Source organism: Streptomyces sannanensis (assembly GCF_039536205.1).
In the GTDB taxonomy this organism is placed as follows: Bacteria; Actinomycetota; Actinomycetes; order Streptomycetales; family Streptomycetaceae; genus Streptomyces; species Streptomyces sannanensis.
The window spans coordinates 5,669,652-5,684,486 of the sequence record NZ_BAAAYL010000001.1 but is presented as its reverse complement, the minus strand read 5'-3'; the positions used below and the strand labels follow the sequence as shown (position 1 = coordinate 5,684,486).

Sequence of the window (14,835 nt, the reverse complement as noted above, 5' to 3'; positions counted from 1 at the left end):
TTCGAGTCAGTGCACCGCCGCTTCGGCGAGGCGGCCGTCCACCATCGTGACCGCGTGGTCCGCGGAGTCCAGGTGCGTCCGGTCATGCGTGACCAGAACCGTCGCGGTGCCGCGCTCGCGCGTCAGGCGGAGGAGCAGCTCCAGCACCGCCGCGCCCCGCTCATGGTCGAGCGCACTCGTCGGCTCGTCCACCAGCAGCACCGCCGGCTCGTTCATCAGCGCTCGCGCGATATTGACGCGCTGCCGCTGTCCGCCGGACAGCTGGTGCGGCCGCCGTCCGGCCTGCCCGGCGAGGCCGACCGCGTCGAGCAGTTCCAGGGCCCGGGTGCGCGCCGCACCCCGCGGGCGTCCCGCCATATGGGCCATCACCTCGAGCTGTTCCGCCGCGGTCAGCGAAGGCAGCAGGTTGGCCTGCTGGAAGACGATCCCGATGCGGTCCCTCCGCAGCGCGGCCTTGTCGCCCGACCCGAGCCGGCCCACATCGACACCGTCCACGACCACCCGTCCCGAGTCGGGGGTGACGAGCGTGGCGGCGACGGCCAGCAGGCTGGACTTGCCGGACCCGGAGGGGCCGACGACCGCGGTCAGGTTGCCGGCGGGCACGGACAGGCCGACCCGGTCGAGAGCGGTGAGCCGGCCGTCACCGTCCGGGTAGGTGAGGGTGACGTCATCGAGCAGCAGGGTCATCGCGCACTCCCGAGGGCGGTGAGGGGGTCGACGGCGGTGATGCGCCGGATGGAGAGGGCCGCGCCGACCAACCCGAGGACGGTCATGATGGCGGCAGGAACGAGCACGGTCAGCGGCTGAAGGACGAACGGCACATCGCTGCCGGCCACCATCGCGCCGATGGCGCTCGCGAGGGCGGTGCCCAGGCCCGTACCGGCGACGAGGACGATGACCGCCTGGCCGAGCGCGTCCCGCAGCAGGTATCCGGTGGAGGCGCCGAGCGCCTTCAGGACGGCGACATCGCCGCTGCGCTGGATGGTCCACACGGTGAAGAAGGCTCCGATGACCAGCGCGGAGATGGCGAAGAGGAAGCCGCGCATCAGCTGGAGCGAGCCGTTCTCTGCCTCGTACGACCCGATGGCGGTGAGCGCGTCGTCGAGTGTATGGGTCTCGGTCCCCACGGCCTTGTCGCCGGCGGCGAGATCGGCACCCTTGCCCGTGGTCAGGGCGATCACGGTGGCGGTGTCGCCGTCGAGCGAGGTCCACACGACGGGCGTATGGCTGTACGAGTGGTCGCCCTCGACGGCGGCGACGGTCACTCGCTTTCCGCCCAGCGTGACGGTGTCCCCGGGACCGGCGCCCAGGTCGTCGGCCGCCTGGGTGGAGAGTACGGCCTTCCCGGCCTCGACCGGCTCGGGCGCGAGTCCGGAGTCCGGTCGGACGCCGAACACGGACACGGCGGCGGTGTGGTCCCCGGCAGCGGCGTTGACGGTGCTGATGCGCAGCGGCTCGGCGCCGGTCACGCCCGGCTGCCGCTGCCACTCCCGCCAGGCCCGCTCCGGCACGGACGAATTGGTGAAGGACACCGACTGCCCGGAGGGCGGCTCGGCGAAGGCGAGGGCATCGGCGGGGAGACCGGCGATGGCCGAGGTGTTCTCCCTGGCCAGCCCGGCGGTCAGCCCGGACAGCAGCCCGACCAGCAGTGTGATCAGCACGATCACGGTTCCCATGAGCGCGAAGCGCCCCTTGGCGAACCTCAGATCTCTCGAAGCGACGAACATGCCTCCACCTTGCGTGCGCCCGCCCCCCGCGCGCATCGCGCGCCGGATGGCAAGGCAATCAACCTTTCGATTGAGTGCGGACGGCATGATTCCGCCTAGGCTGGACAGATCATGGATCCCCGTGCACTCACTCCCGCCTTCCGCGTTCTGCGTCTCTGCCTGCATCTGCTGATGGCAGGCCTGCTGGCACTCGCCGCTGTCCGGGCCGTGGCGACCCACGCCCCGAACGCCCCGGCCGTCGTCGTCGCGGTCGTGGTGATGGGCGCGGTGTACGCGGCGGGCTCGATGTTCCCGTCCGTACGGACGTCGCGCACCGCGGCCGCCGTCTGGCTCGGCGTGCTCGGCGCGTCCTGGCTGGTGCTCCTGTGGCTCAGCGCGGACGGACTGTGGGTGGCCTTCCCGCTGTACTTCCTCGAGCTGCACCTGCTGCCGCCCCGGCACTCCCTGCCCGCCGTGGCGGCCACGGCGACGGCGGCGATCGTGTCGTACGTGGGCCACGGCGGCCCGCTCAATCCGGGGGCCTTCATCGGCCCGCTGCTCGGCGCGGCCGTCGCCGTCGCCACGGTCCTCGGGTACGAGGCGTTGTACCGGGAGAGCGAGCGCCGCCGCCGGCTCATCGAGGAGCTGATCTCCACCCGCGCCGAACTCGCCGCCGCCGAGCGCCACTCCGGCACGCTGGCCGAACGTGAGCGACTGGCCCGGGAGATCCATGACACCCTCGCGCAGGGCCTCTCCTCGATCCAGCTGTTGCTGCGTGCCGCGGAGCGTGTCCTGCCCGAGGACTCCCCCGCCGTCCCGCATGTGCGCCAGGCCCGGGAGGCGGCCCAGGACAATCTCGCCGAGGCTCGCCGTTTCGTACGGGCGCTCGCGCCGCCGGGCCTGGAGAGCGGCTCCCTGACCGCCGCCCTGGAGCGGCTGTGCGCGGGCGCCCCGGGGGTGCGGGTCCGCTTCTCGGTGAGCGGCACCCCGGCCGAGCTGCCCACCCCCTACGAGGTGGCGCTGCTGCGGATCGCCCAGTCGGCGCTGGCCAACACGGTCCGGCACGCGGAGGCCGACCGGGCCGAGATCACTCTGAGCTTCATGGGCACCGCGGTCGCGCTGGATGTCGTCGACGACGGCAAGGGCTTCGATCCCGCGGGAGTCGTCTCCGCGGACGGTGGTTTCGGCCTGCCCGCGATGCGTTCCCGGGCCGAGTCGCTGGGCGGTACCTTCACCGTCGAGTCGACGCCGGGCCAGGGCACCGCGATCGCCGTGACACTGCCACTGCCGACTGGAGGCTCCGTATGACGATCCGACTTCTCCTCGCGGACGACCACCCTGTGGTACGCGCCGGACTGCGCGCGGTCCTGGACACCGAGCCGGGGCTGAAGGTGGTCGCCGAGGCCGCCACCGCCGAGCGGGCCGTCGAGATCGCGGCCTCCGGGGAGGTGGACGTCGTCCTGATGGACCTCCAGTTCGGCCCCGGCATGCACGGCTGGGAGGCCACCGCCGCGATCACCGCCCGCCCCGGTGCGCCCCGGGTGCTGATCCTTACGACGTACGACACGGATGCCGACATCCTGGCCGCCGTCGAAGCGGGCGCCGCCGGCTATCTGCTGAAGGACGCCCCGCCCGAGGAGCTCGCCGCCGCGGTACGCACCGCCGCCGCCGGCCAGTCGGCGCTCGCCCCGGCCGTGGCGCACCGGCTGATGGACCGGATGCGCGCCCCGGCCGAGGCGCTGACGAAGCGGGAGCTGGAGGTGCTGCAGCTGGTCGGGGACGGGCTGTCCAACCAGCAGATCAGCAAGAAGCTCTTCCTCAGCCAGGCGACGGTGAAGTCCCATCTCGTGCACATCTACGCCAAGCTGGGCGTCGACTCACGGACGGCGGCGGTGGCGGCGGCGACCGCGCGCCGCCTGATCAGGCGCTGAGCGAAGCCACGCGCCGGGCGGCACCCCTCACCCTGTCCGGAGACCACCAGCGGGCGGCGCCGCCCGGCCGTCCGGAGACCCGCACCACCGGCGGGCAGCTCCCACCCCCGCCGGATCCGCGGCGCGACGGCTCACAACCTGCAGGGCGTCGACGTCGACATCCCGCTCGGGGTGCTCGCCGTTGTCACCGGCGTCGCCGGCTCCGGCAAGAGCTCGCTCGTGCACGTTCGCGTAGAAGGCGGTTCTCCTCTGCGGCGGGTACCCGCCACGTCCATCGGGGCGAAGGGGCATTGAGGACCAGCCGACCGCGATGGCCGTACCGGATACGGCGTACTCCAACAGCAGGGAGCAGCCGATGACGACTGCTGTGAAGCCGCCCAAGGTCGATATTCCGTCGGCGGGGTGGCCTCGATGGGCTGTGCCCGAGGCCACCCCGGCGGTGTGTGCGGTTACTTGACGCCGAGGAGCTGCTCCAGCGGGTCGATGGCGAAGTAGACGAGGAAGAGCGCTGCGGTGCCCCAGAGCAGCCAGTGCACTTCGCGGGCCTTGCCCAGGCATGCCTTGATGACCACGTAGGCGATGAAGCCGGCGCCGATGCCGTTGGTGATGGAGTAGGTGAACGGCATGACGGCGATGGTCAGGAAGGCGGGGACGGCGAGTTCGTAGCGGTCCCAGTCGATGTGCTTGACCTGAGTCATCATCAGGAATCCGACCGCGACGAGGGCGGGAGCCGCGGCCTGGAGGGGCACGATGGTCAGGACGGGGGTGAGGAAGAGGGCGAGAGCGAACAGGCCGCCGGTGATGAGGTTGGCGAAGCCGGTGCGTGCGCCTTCGCCGACACCGGCGGCGGATTCGATGTAGGTGGTGGCGGACGAGGCGGAGGCGGCGCCGCCGACGACGGCGGCTGCGCCGTCGATGAGGAGGACGCGGCCCAGGCGGGGGACCTGGCCGCGTTCGTCGAGGAGCCCGGCTTCAGCGGTGACGCCGACGACGGTGCCCATGGTGTCGAAGAAGTCGGACAGGATGAGGGTGAAGACGAGCAGGACGACGGTCAGGACGCTGACCTGTCCGAACGAGCCGAATAGGTCGAACTGGCCCAGGAGCCCGAAGTCGGGGGCGGCGACGGGCTTGTCAGGCAGGGAGGGGGAGGTCAGGCCCCAGGATTTGACGTCGGCGACCTCGTTGATGACGACGGCGAGGACGGTCATCAGGACGATGCTGATGAGGATGGCGCCCTTGACCTTGCGGGCGAGGAGGACGATCGTCACGAGCACGCCGAGGCAGAAGACGAGCATGGGCCAGCCGCTGAGGGTGCCGGTGCCGAGCTGGACGGGCACGGTGGTGTTCGCGGCATCCGGGATACGGGTGACGAACCCGGCGTCCACGAAGCCGATGAAGGCGATGAACAGGCCGATGCCGACGCTGATGGCTTGCTTGAGGGGTTGCGGGATGGCGTGCATGATGGCCTCGCGCAGGCCGGTCACCACCAGTACGCAGATCAGCAGGCCTTCGAACACGATGAGGCCCATCGCGTCGTCCCAGCTCATCAGAGGGGCGATCTGGAAGGCGACGACGGCGTTGAGCCCCAGGCCTGCGGCCAGGGCGAGCGGCAGGTTGCCGCCCACGCCCATGATCACGGTCATCACGGCAGCCACCAGGGCAGTGGCGGTGACCAGTTGGGCGGCGTCCAGCTGCTCGCCGAACTTGTCCTTGGTGCTGCCGAGGATAATCGGGTTGAGCACGAGGATGTACGACATGGTGAAGAACGTGGCGAGCCCGCCGCGTATCTCCCGGCCGTATGTCGAGCCGCGTTCGCTGATGCGGAAGAACCGGTCGACCGGGCCGCCGGGTCGGGTGGGCGGCGCGCCGACCGGGGCTGCCGTGCTGGTCTGCATGACTGCGTCTCCTGGACTTACAGATGAGCGGGGGGGAAGCATGGCCGTGCCGCCGGGAGCGTGTGACAGGCAGTTGTGCGAACACACATGCGGCACCTTGCGAGCGGATCATACGCGGCAGAACCCGGTTCGCAATTTCGCGGCCATGTCGAGCGGTTGACGACTCGACACGCCCTGTCTTTTCCTACAGAATCACCGGCGACCTATCCCGCCAAAACGGGATGCGGGCGACAGTGGCCATGGAGTTGTCGCTGGTAACTTTCTACTCTCTGTCCGTGCATCCACCGCTCCCCTTCAACGCGCGCGCTGCTCGCACCCTGCGCGAGAAACTCGGGATGGCCCCCGGCCACGTCGCTTACGGCATGCGCGCGTCCTACGGCATGGCCCATGTCACCCCCGACCACATCACCGCATGGGAACGCGGCACCGCCCTGCCCACCTCCCAAGAACTCACCGCCCTGGCCGGTGCCCTGTGGTGCGCCCCCAGCGAACTCATGGGCAGGCCCCGCACCCTGCGCGAACACCGCCTCGCCCGCGGACTCGCCGCCGAGGACGTCGCCCGCGTCACCGGCGTCGACCTCAACGCCTACCTGTACATGGAAGAAAGAGGCCAATGGACCGGCGACAAAAGACAGTCCGCCAAACTCGGTAGTCTCCTCAACCTCCCCCCACGCGACTTCATCGCCATCACCGGCCTCGAGGACGAACTCGCCCGCCTTCTCACCGAAGCCGTCTCCACCCGCTGGCAGGCCCACATCCGCGCCATCGCCCGGCTCGTCTCCATGGAACGCCGCGACCTGCAAGACACCCTGGGCGCCATGCACCACGAGTACCAGACCCTCATGGCCGCCACCCTCAGCCGAGCCGGCGGCACCATCGCCTCCGGCGAAAACGGACGACGCTACATCGACGACATCGTCAACCACTTCTGGTCCCGACTCCCGGAAAGCTAGGGTCCGTCTCCGAAGGAGGCGTGCGGCCGCGAGCGGCGCCCGGTGCGGTACATCGCAAGGCGGAGGATCGCCCCCGTACCGGGCGCACTCGGGCGATCCGACAACGCAGCGAGGTGTGAACGGGACGCGGTGGCGGCCTGCTCGGCCGGCATGACACGCCCTAGGAGTGTCCTGAAGATCTTGAAATCGCGCCCGGCTTGCACCGGTTCATGGCGATTGACATTTACCCGCAATCCGGGGCGAGTCAGGCGGCAGGAGCAAGATCTTCATCGGTCTTCTAGTGCTGCGACCTGGGCGGCTCCCCGAAGAGATCCACCGCACCACGCACCCCGCCCAGCGCGGCGGACAGCGCGCTCACCGAACCTATCGCCCCCGCGATCAGCAGCAGTGAGCGACGCATCCGCGGGATCTCCGGCAGTCCGCCGACCGCCATCGCGTCCAGCGCGGCCAGTTCGTCCTCGGCAACCTCGCGGTCGAGGAACTTCCCCGGATGGCCCGCCAGTTCGCGGCGCAGCCGGGCGACGGCGGCCCGCAGCTCCGCCACCCTCGGGTCCTCGCCGCTGGCGGCCATGGGCTGCTGCTCCACGCTTCGCAACACAGCTCCCCCCTCGCACGTCCATGTGCTGTGTGATGCGGCCCCTCGGACGGTGGTCAGCCGCCGGGTTCCGCCGCCCAGTTAACGCCACTTCGCGCGGTCCACGCCACTCGGAACGCGGGATTCCAGCCGCAGGTGTGCTGTATGCAGTGCGTATGACACCGACGAACGAGGAATCCCGCCGGATCGCCGGTCTGCTGCTGGCGGCGGGCGGGGGGCGCAGGCTCGGCGGACGTCCCAAGGCGCTGCTGGAACACCGGGGCCGACCGCTGATCGAACATGCGATCCGTGTCCTGCGCGAGGGCGGCTGCGAACCGGTGCATGTGGTGCTGGGCGCGGCCGCGGAGCAGGTGCGGGCCGTGGCCGATCTGTCCGGCTGCGTGGTGAGCGACAACCCGGACTGGGAGGAGGGCATGGGCTCCTCCCTGCGGGTGGGCCTTGCCTCCTTGGCCGGTACGGGCGCCCCGGCCGTCCTGGTCTCGCTGGTCGACCAGCCGGGGATCGGCGCGGCGGCGGTGGCCCGAGTGCTGTCGGCGTACGCGTCCCCTTCCTCGCTCGTCGCGGCCTCGTACGACGGGAAGCGCGGCCATCCGGTGCTGTTCGGCGCGGAGCACTGGCCCGGGATCCGGGCGAGCGCGACGGGCGACCGCGGCGCGCGGGCCTATCTCGAGGAACACAAGGGAGCGATCACCCTCGTCGAGTGCTCCGACATCGCAGAGGCGTACGACATCGACACCGAGGAGGACTTGACCCGTCTGGAGTGACCGTCTGCGACCGGCTTGACACCCAGCGCCACGTTGTGTCGACTCGAAGAGCCTCGACATCAACAAACCATTGAACTTCCACCATGAGGAAACTATTATCCACCACTCAGAAACGCCCGATACCTCAGACGGCGCCCGCGGCCGCATCCCGGAGCCGTGGCACCCAGTGCCGCCCTTAGGGGTGCCGACTCATGGCGACCCGGCGGCCGCAAGGCACCGCCCGCTGAAGGAGTGACAGCTCATGTCCGCACCAGCGCCGTCCCCGCTGGCCATCGTCGATGCCGAGCCGCTGACACGACAGGAGGAAGTGCTCACGGACGAGGCCCTCGCCTTCGTCGCAGACCTGCACCGCCTCTTCACCCCCCGGCGGGACGAGCTTCTCGCCCGCCGTACAGCGCGCCGCGCCGAGATCGCCCGCACCTCCACGCTGCACTTCCTCCCCGAGACCACCCATATCCGCGAGGACGACTCCTGGCGCGTCGCCCCGGCGCCGCCGGCCCTCGAAGACCGCCGCGTGGAGATCACCGGTCCGACCGACCGCAAGATGACCGTCAACGCCCTCAACTCGGGCGCCAGGGTCTGGCTCGCCGACTTCGAGGACGCCTCCGCTCCCACCTGGGAGAACGTCGTCCTCGGCCAGCTCAATCTGATCGACGCCTATCAGCGCCGTATCGACTTCACCTCCCCGCAGGGCAAGACCTACGCGCTCAAGCCCGCCGAGGAACTCGCCACCGTCGTCATGCGCCCCCGCGGCTGGCACCTCGAGGAGCGCCACCTGCGCTCCGAAGGCCGCCCGGTCCCCGGCGCCCTCGTCGACTTCGGCCTGTACTTCTTCCACAACGCCAAGCGGCTGATCGACCTCGGCAAGGGCCCGTACTTCTACCTGCCCAAGACGGAGTCGCACCTGGAGGCCCGCCTCTGGAACGACATCTTCGTCTTCGCCCAGGACTACGTCGGCATCCCGCAGGGCACCGTCCGGGCCACCGTCCTGATCGAGACCATCACCGCCGCCTACGAGATGGAGGAGATCCTCTACGAACTCCGCGACCACGCCTCTGGGTTGAACGCAGGCCGCTGGGACTACCTCTTCTCCATCGTCAAGAACTTCCGTGACGGCGGGCAGAAGTTCGTCCTCCCGGACCGCAACGCGGTCACGATGACGGCCCCCTTCATGCGCGCCTACACCGAACTCCTGGTCCGTACGTGCCACAAGCGCGGCGCCCACGCGATCGGCGGCATGGCCGCATTCATCCCGTCCCGCAAGGACCCCGAGGTCAACAAGGTCGCCTTCGAGAAGGTCCGCGCCGACAAGGACCGTGAGGCGGGCGACGGCTTCGACGGCTCGTGGGTCGCCCACCCCGACCTGGTCCCGATCGCCATGGCCTCCTTCGACGCGGTCCTGGGCGACAGGCCCCACCAGAAGGACCGCCTCCGCGAGGACGTCCATGTCGAGGGCCCCGAGCTGATCGACATCGCCTCCCTGGACGCCCACCCCACCTACGCGGGCCTGCGCAACGCGGTCCAGGTCGGCACCCGCTACATCGAGGCATGGCTCCGCGGCCTGGGCGCCGTCGCCATCTTCCACCTGATGGAGGACGCCGCCACCGCCGAGATCTCCCGCTCCCAGATCTGGCAGTGGATCAACGCGGGCGTCGTCTTCGAGAACGGCGAGAAGGCCACCCCGGAACTCACCCGCAAGGTCGCCGCCGAGGAACTCGCCGCGATCCGCGAGGAGATCGGCGAGGAAGCCTTCGCCGCCGGCAAGTGGCAGCAGGCCCACGACCTGCTCCTCCATGTCTCACTCGACGCGGACTACGCCGACTTCCTCACCCTTCCCGCGTACGAGCAGCTGGTCGGCTGACCCGCACAGAAGCCGAGCGGCACGTTGTAAGAACGCCTCCGCCCCAGGTGAACGCACAGTTCCGGGGGCGGAGGCCCTTCTCAGTGCAGGCCGCCTACGACGGTCACCGTACGATGCGGCCCTCAGCGCCGAGTCAGGCGTTCCAGGAACGCGAGCACAGAACGAGGCGGTAGCCGTCCGGATCGGCGACCGTCACGCCGTACTGGTCCCAGTACGGGTTGTGCGCGGCGACCCGCGTTCCGCCGGCGCTCACATGATCGCGACTCTACTGACGGACCGAGCATGCGGCAGCCATCACCCGCACGTCGGCTCCGCCCCCTGGGTCCTGACGTGGCGCGCAAGTTCCGCCCAGACCGTCTTTCCAGGGGCGTCGGTCCGAGGGGAAACGCCCCAGCGGCAGGCCAGGAGCGAGACGAGGAGCAGCCCGCGCCCGCACTCCGATTCGGGGAGCTGCTCGCCGAACTCGGGAAGCTGCTCGGTGCGGGTGTCGGTGACCTCCACACGGAGGATGCCGGCGGCCACCGTCAGTCGGAGGTGGAAGTCCCGGCCCGGAACGTGGCCGTGGCGGACCGCATTCGCCGTCAGCTCAGCCGCGATCAGGGTCACCGTCTCGTTCGCGGCGGAGTCGTACGGATGCCCCCACTCGCTCAGGCGGTGGGAAACAAGGCGCCGCGCAAGCCGGGCGCCTCGCGGCGTAGACGTGAACCGCATCGTGAAATCGGTGGTCGGCACAGCTTCTTCGGGGGGCGCATCAGTCGTCATGACCAGGAGATTGACGGCCCGTCCGTACCCGCTCCAAGCAGGGCAAGCAGTACGGACGTGCACTGTACGGCCTCCGGAGACGCCTGTCGGAGCTGTGCGACCCGTCGTGGCGTCACCCGGTGTGAGTACGTTCCGCCCGTTTTGGGCCCAGGCGGTGGGCGCCGCGCATAGCCTCGCCCTCGCGGGGAGCGTCATCGGCAGGGCAGCAAGGCGGTGCACCACGGAGGTGGCGGCGTGACGGCAGGGATGGACGAGGTACGGCCGGGACCGCAGGACGTGCGCGACGACTCAGGAGCCGGTCTTCTGAAGGGCTTCGGCAAACAGATGAAGTTGTTCCGGGAACGGGAAGGGCTGACGCAGGCGGAGGTGGGGGCGCGGCTGGGGTACGGGGAGGACCAGATCGCGTCGGTCGAACAGGGGCGGCGGATTCCGAAGCCGGAGCTGATCGACAGGGCGGATGAGGTGCTGGGAGCAGGTGGCGTCCTCAAGGCACTGAAGGACGAGGTGGCGCGGGCGCGGTACCCAGGGTTCTTCCGCGATGCAGCCCGGGTGGAGGCACAAGCCGTTGAGCTGCATGTCTACGACACTCACATCATCAACGGCCTGCTGCAGACAGAGGAGTATGCGCGAGCCGTCTTCGCCATGCGGCGGCCGCTCTTGGACGAGGAGACGATGGGGCAGCGGGTAGCCGCCAGGCTTGCGCGGCAGGTGATCTCTCCCGCTGGCCCGCCCCGCTGATGAGTTTCGTCATCGAGGAGTCCGTTCTGCGTCGCCGCATTGGCGGCAAGACAGTGCAACGAGGCCAGCTGGAACAACTCCTACTCGTCGGCCAGCAGCGAAACGTGGAGATCCAGGTGATGCCACTCGACCGGGAGGACCATGCGGGGCTCAGTGGTCCGTTCACGCTGATGGAGACCAGTGACAACCGGCGAGTCGGTTATGTCGAGGTCCAGAACGTCAGCCGTCTTCACACCGAACGGAAGCTGGTCCGTGAGCTTGAGGCGCAGTATGGAATCATCCGGGCCCAGGCTCTCACTCCTCGAGAATCGCTGGCCTTCGTCGAGAAGTTGCTAGGAGAACTATGAGCAGGGAAGACGTCCGCAGCACCGAGCTGGCCTGGTTCAAGAGCAGTTACAGCAGCGGTGAGGGTGGGCAGTGCGTCGAGGTGGCAGGCATGTCGGAGACCGTGTACGTGCGGGACTCGAAGCGAACAACCGGGCCGGTGCTGGCGGTTACGTCCACGACATGGGCCACGTTCGTGGGGTTCTCGGCCCGCATCTGAGCGACGCACACGTGTGTGAGGGGCTGCCGGGAGGTTTCCGGCAGCCCCTCACATGTACGTGCGACTCGGCCTTCTTCAGGCGGACGCCCGCCGCCCGGGTTTGGGCGTTCGTGATGGTGCTGCCCGCCTCGCGGCACATGTTCGTCCGCCCGGTGGCGCACATGGACCAGCACGCCTGGACCCTCGCCCACACGGAAGCGTTCCGCTACTTCGGCGGTGTCCCGCGGCGTTTGGTGCCGGACAACCTGAAGACCAGGGTGGACAAGCCGGACCTCTACGACCCGCAGATCAACAAGTCGTATGTCGAACTCGCTTCCCACTACGGCACGTTGATGGATCCGGCTCGCGAGCCCTACGTCCGTGACTCGTTCTGAAGCGGGCGGACGTTCACCTCGCTGGAGCACATGCAGGCCGAGCCCCCACCGGCCCCGGGGCTGGGGACTTCGTCGACATCACGAAGATCCTCAGCCCCGCGTGACACCGAGCGCGAGACCAGCCTCGACGACCATGGCCGTGAAGGCGATCGTGTCGCTTGCCCGGTGCCCGGGGACACCGTCATAAGCGGAAGACGCGCCGGTGGACTCACGCACCCGCAGGGCCTCGAGGATAATCGAGTGCCAGCGGGACTCGAAGGCGGCCAGGGCATACCGGCCCGCGCCGCTCTTGGAGGTGAGGGATCCCGTCGCGAGCAGGTGGTGCAGGCGGCTGACGCTGAGCACGCACCACTCCGCCGCGTCAGGGTCGCCCGCCTCCTCCGGGCTCTTGACCAGCGCCTCGTGAACACCCGACCAATAACTCGACAGGTTGCCATGGCTGAAGGCGCGCAGTGCCGCGTCATCGGTCCATACCTCGGACTCGGTGAGGACTGGGCCGCGGACCTTCACGCCGTGACGAACGAGCTCGTGCCAGGTGACCGGGTTGACGCTGAACCGCCCGGCCCCCTTGAAGACCCCGGCCTGGGTGCAGGGCAGATCCGGGCACTGCTCCGGCGGCTTGGCCAGGTCGTCCCGCACCGCATGGAAGCCATCGAAGAACGGCCGGGGATGCTCCCTGCGCACGATCTCATGCGCCTCGGCGAGCGCCTCCAGCGCCGCGCGATCCGGTCTCTCAGCCAGCACGGCCACAAAGTCGACATCACTGCGCTCAGGGAAAAACTCGCCGAAGCCAAGCGAGCCACACAAGTACAACCCCTCGACCAGCCCCGGCGCGGACGCGTCGATCGCGGCCAAGAACGTGGACGTTGTCTGGCGGACTTCCGGCGGCAGAGACATACCGGCCAACCTAGCCAGCAGCATCCGTCACGAACAAGACCTAGATCACCTTCCTCAGACCCTGGTGAGGACCTGGGGAATTACGTGACCACAGCCCTTGAAGAATTACGTGATCGTCGACATACATAGATCCCGTCTACCCCACGCACGGGCCAACGGGACCGCCCCGAGGCGACCTTCCTCAGGGGAAATTGACCACTGGGAGTCCGAGAGCGGGGGCATCAGAACAGGCCGAGGCCCTTGGCCCAGACGGCGAAATCACCCCTTCGGCATGGATACCGTCCCGCAGGCCAGCGGGGTAGACGAGATCTATGTAGAATCTTTCTACATAGATCTCGTCTACCCCGCGGCGGTGCGCATGCCCACGCTCTTCGTCGGACGTTCCGCGGAGCTGAACCTGTTGCGCAAGCGGCTCGACAGGATCACCGCGACCGGCTCGGCGGCCGCGGTGGCCATACGGGGGCGGCGACAGGTCGGCAAATCACGCCTGGTCCAGGAATTCTGCGACCGGGCCGGAGTCCCGTACCTCTTCTTCACTGCAACGAAAGGGGCCTCGCCCGTCGAAGCCGTCTCCTCGTTCCTCACCGAACTGAGGGAATCCGCCCTCCCTGTCGAGCGTGAACTGGTTCCCGACGACGGGTCCATCGGCTGGCCGGACGCCCTACGCGTGCTCGCCGCAGTACTGCCCGCCGAGCCTTGTGTCATCGTCATGGACGAGCTGCCCTGGCTCGCGGAGCAGGACGCCGTGTTCGACGGGGCTCTTCAGACCGCATGGGACCGCCTGCTCTCCCGCCGTCCGGTGCTGCTCCTGCTCCTGGGCAGCGACCTGCACATGATGGAGCGGCTCACCGCGTACGATCGCCCCTTCTACGGGCGCGCCGACAATCTCGTACTCGGCCCTCTCAACCCGGCCGAGACCGGCGACGCACTCGGACTCGGGCCGGCCGACGCCATCGACGCCCACCTGGTGTCCGGTGGCCTGCCCGGCATCATCCGCGCGTGGCCGCACGGCACACCCGCCCTCGACTTCATCCAGGCGGAGTGCGCCGACCCGGCTTCGCCGCTGTTCGGCATCCCCGAGACGTCTCTCATGGCGGAGTTCCCGGCCCCCGACCAGTCCCGCCGCGTACTGGAGGCAGTGGGCAGCGGGGACCGTACGCACGCCAACATCGCCGCCACCGCAGGAAGCCAGGGCCGGCCATTGCCCTCCGGGGTGCTGTCACCGCTGTTGCGCCGCCTCGCGGAGGAGAAGCGCATCCTCGCCACGGACAACCCACTCTCCGTCAAGCCCGGGAAACCCGCGCTCTACCGGGTGGCCGACAGCAATCTCCGCCTCTATCTCGCGGCCCTACGCGCCGCCCAGGAGCAGAGCCGACGGGGCCGTCCCGAGGCGGCCTTCCGTACGGTCCAACGCCGCTGGACGACATGGCGCGGCCGTGCGGTCGAACCGCTGGTCCGGGAGGCGCTGGAACTGGCCGCGCTCGCCGGGGAACTTCCCTGGCCCGAGGCCGAAGCTGTGGGCGGGTGGTGGAACCGACAGTTCAGCCCGGAGATCGACATCATCGGTGCCGACCGGTCCCCCGTGGCGCGGCAGCTGTTCTTCGCCGGTTCGATCAAGTGGCTCGGCACCCCCTTCGACCGGCGCGACCTCGCCGAGCTCCACCAGGGGGCCGCTCAAGTGCCGGGCTTCGCTCCCGGCAGCACTGGACTGGTGGCGGTCTCGCTCTCCGGAACGGAGGATGGCCTCGGCCCCACAGTGCTCGACCTGACGTGGGGCCCGCGAGAGGTGGTCGCTGCCTGGGCGCCCTGAGTTGC

The 14,835-nt window shown here is 69.3% G+C and carries 13 protein-coding genes and 3 pseudogenes; 9 read left to right on the top strand and 7 right to left on the bottom strand.

Going from position 1 to position 14,835, the window contains the following annotated elements:
- Positions 1 to 6 precede the first annotated feature (6 nt).
- Together ABD858_RS26565 and ABD858_RS26560 are read right to left on the bottom strand one after the other, a co-directional pair.
- Entirely contained in the window at positions 7 to 687 is a 681-nt protein-coding gene (locus tag ABD858_RS26565; RefSeq protein WP_345042058.1) for an ABC transporter ATP-binding protein, read from the bottom strand.
- Positions 684 to 1,727, bottom strand: coding sequence for an ABC transporter permease (locus ABD858_RS26560; protein ID WP_345042056.1), 1,044 nt, complete (start codon positions 1,725 to 1,727; stop codon positions 684 to 686). The genes ABD858_RS26565 and ABD858_RS26560 overlap by 4 nt, the downstream gene beginning before the upstream one ends.
- A 111-nt stretch (positions 1,728 to 1,838) precedes the next feature.
- Between ABD858_RS26560 and ABD858_RS26555 the strand changes: the two genes are divergently transcribed.
- Positions 1,839 to 3,014 (top strand): sensor histidine kinase, encoded by a 1,176-nt coding sequence (locus ABD858_RS26555; RefSeq protein WP_345042054.1) that lies wholly within the window; start codon positions 1,839 to 1,841, stop codon positions 3,012 to 3,014.
- Entirely contained in the window at positions 3,011 to 3,637 is a 627-nt protein-coding gene (locus ABD858_RS26550; protein WP_345042051.1) for a response regulator, read from the top strand. Before ABD858_RS26555 ends, ABD858_RS26550 begins: the two co-directional genes overlap by 4 nt.
- A gap of 449 nt (positions 3,638 to 4,086) precedes the next feature.
- Here ABD858_RS26550 and ABD858_RS26545 read toward each other — a convergent pair whose 3' ends face one another.
- A complete protein-coding gene (locus ABD858_RS26545) occupies positions 4,087 to 5,532 on the bottom strand; it encodes an NCS2 family permease (RefSeq protein ID WP_345042049.1) in 1,446 nt (481 codons plus the stop codon).
- A 275-nt stretch (positions 5,533 to 5,807) separates the two neighbouring features.
- Between ABD858_RS26545 and ABD858_RS26540 the strand changes: the two genes are divergently transcribed.
- Positions 5,808 to 6,485 carry a helix-turn-helix domain-containing protein gene (locus tag ABD858_RS26540; protein WP_345042046.1) on the top strand — a complete coding sequence of 226 codons (678 nt, stop codon included), beginning with the start codon at positions 5,808 to 5,810 and terminating at the stop codon, positions 6,483 to 6,485.
- A 277-nt stretch (positions 6,486 to 6,762) separates the two neighbouring features.
- Here the strand turns inward: ABD858_RS26540 and ABD858_RS26535 are convergent, their stop codons facing one another.
- Positions 6,763 to 7,083, bottom strand: a complete 321-nt coding sequence (locus tag ABD858_RS26535) for a DUF5955 family protein (protein ID WP_345042043.1) — start codon at positions 7,081 to 7,083, stop codon at positions 6,763 to 6,765.
- Positions 7,084 to 7,235: 152 nt separating this feature from the next.
- On the opposite strand from ABD858_RS26535, the gene ABD858_RS26530 reads away from it, so the two are divergent.
- Together ABD858_RS26530 and aceB are read left to right on the top strand one after the other, a co-directional pair.
- Positions 7,236 to 7,844 carry a nucleotidyltransferase family protein gene (locus tag ABD858_RS26530; RefSeq protein ID WP_345042040.1) on the top strand — a complete coding sequence of 203 codons (609 nt, stop codon included), beginning with the start codon at positions 7,236 to 7,238 and terminating at the stop codon, positions 7,842 to 7,844.
- A gap of 241 nt (positions 7,845 to 8,085) precedes the next feature.
- Positions 8,086 to 9,705, top strand: a complete 1,620-nt coding sequence (gene aceB / locus ABD858_RS26525) for a malate synthase A (protein ID WP_345042038.1) — start codon at positions 8,086 to 8,088, stop codon at positions 9,703 to 9,705.
- 133 nt (positions 9,706 to 9,838) lie between these two features.
- Here aceB and ABD858_RS26520 read toward each other — a convergent pair.
- Together ABD858_RS26520 and ABD858_RS26515 are read right to left on the bottom strand one after the other, a co-directional pair.
- Positions 9,839 to 9,958 (bottom strand): annotated as a pseudogene (locus tag ABD858_RS26520) (VOC family protein); the annotation flags it as partial.
- Between the two features lie 41 nt (positions 9,959 to 9,999).
- On the bottom strand, positions 10,000 to 10,467 hold the full coding sequence (locus tag ABD858_RS26515) for an ATP-binding protein (RefSeq protein ID WP_345042036.1): 468 nt from the start codon (positions 10,465 to 10,467) through the stop codon (positions 10,000 to 10,002).
- A 246-nt stretch (positions 10,468 to 10,713) separates the two neighbouring features.
- Here ABD858_RS26515 and ABD858_RS26510 point away from each other — a divergent pair.
- The 3 genes and pseudogenes from ABD858_RS26510 to ABD858_RS26500 all read left to right on the top strand — a co-directional run.
- Positions 10,714 to 11,552 (top strand): annotated as a pseudogene (locus ABD858_RS26510) (helix-turn-helix domain-containing protein).
- On the top strand, positions 11,549 to 11,749 hold the full coding sequence (locus tag ABD858_RS26505) for a DUF397 domain-containing protein (protein ID WP_345042033.1): 201 nt from the start codon (positions 11,549 to 11,551) through the stop codon (positions 11,747 to 11,749). The pseudogene ABD858_RS26510 and the gene ABD858_RS26505 overlap by 4 nt, the downstream one beginning before the upstream one ends.
- A pseudogene (locus ABD858_RS26500) lies at positions 11,713 to 12,120 on the top strand (DDE-type integrase/transposase/recombinase); the annotation flags it as partial. The gene ABD858_RS26505 and the pseudogene ABD858_RS26500, both read left to right, overlap by 37 nt.
- 93 nt (positions 12,121 to 12,213) lie before the next feature.
- On the opposite strand, the gene ABD858_RS26495 reads toward ABD858_RS26500, so the two are convergent.
- On the bottom strand, positions 12,214 to 13,020 hold the full coding sequence (locus ABD858_RS26495; RefSeq protein ID WP_345042030.1) for a hypothetical protein: 807 nt from the start codon (positions 13,018 to 13,020) through the stop codon (positions 12,214 to 12,216).
- 271 nt (positions 13,021 to 13,291) lie between these two features.
- Between ABD858_RS26495 and ABD858_RS26490 the strand changes: the two genes are divergently transcribed.
- Positions 13,292 to 14,830, top strand: coding sequence for an ATP-binding protein (locus ABD858_RS26490; RefSeq protein ID WP_345042028.1), 1,539 nt, complete (start codon positions 13,292 to 13,294; stop codon positions 14,828 to 14,830).
- Positions 14,831 to 14,835: the final 5 nt, after the last annotated feature.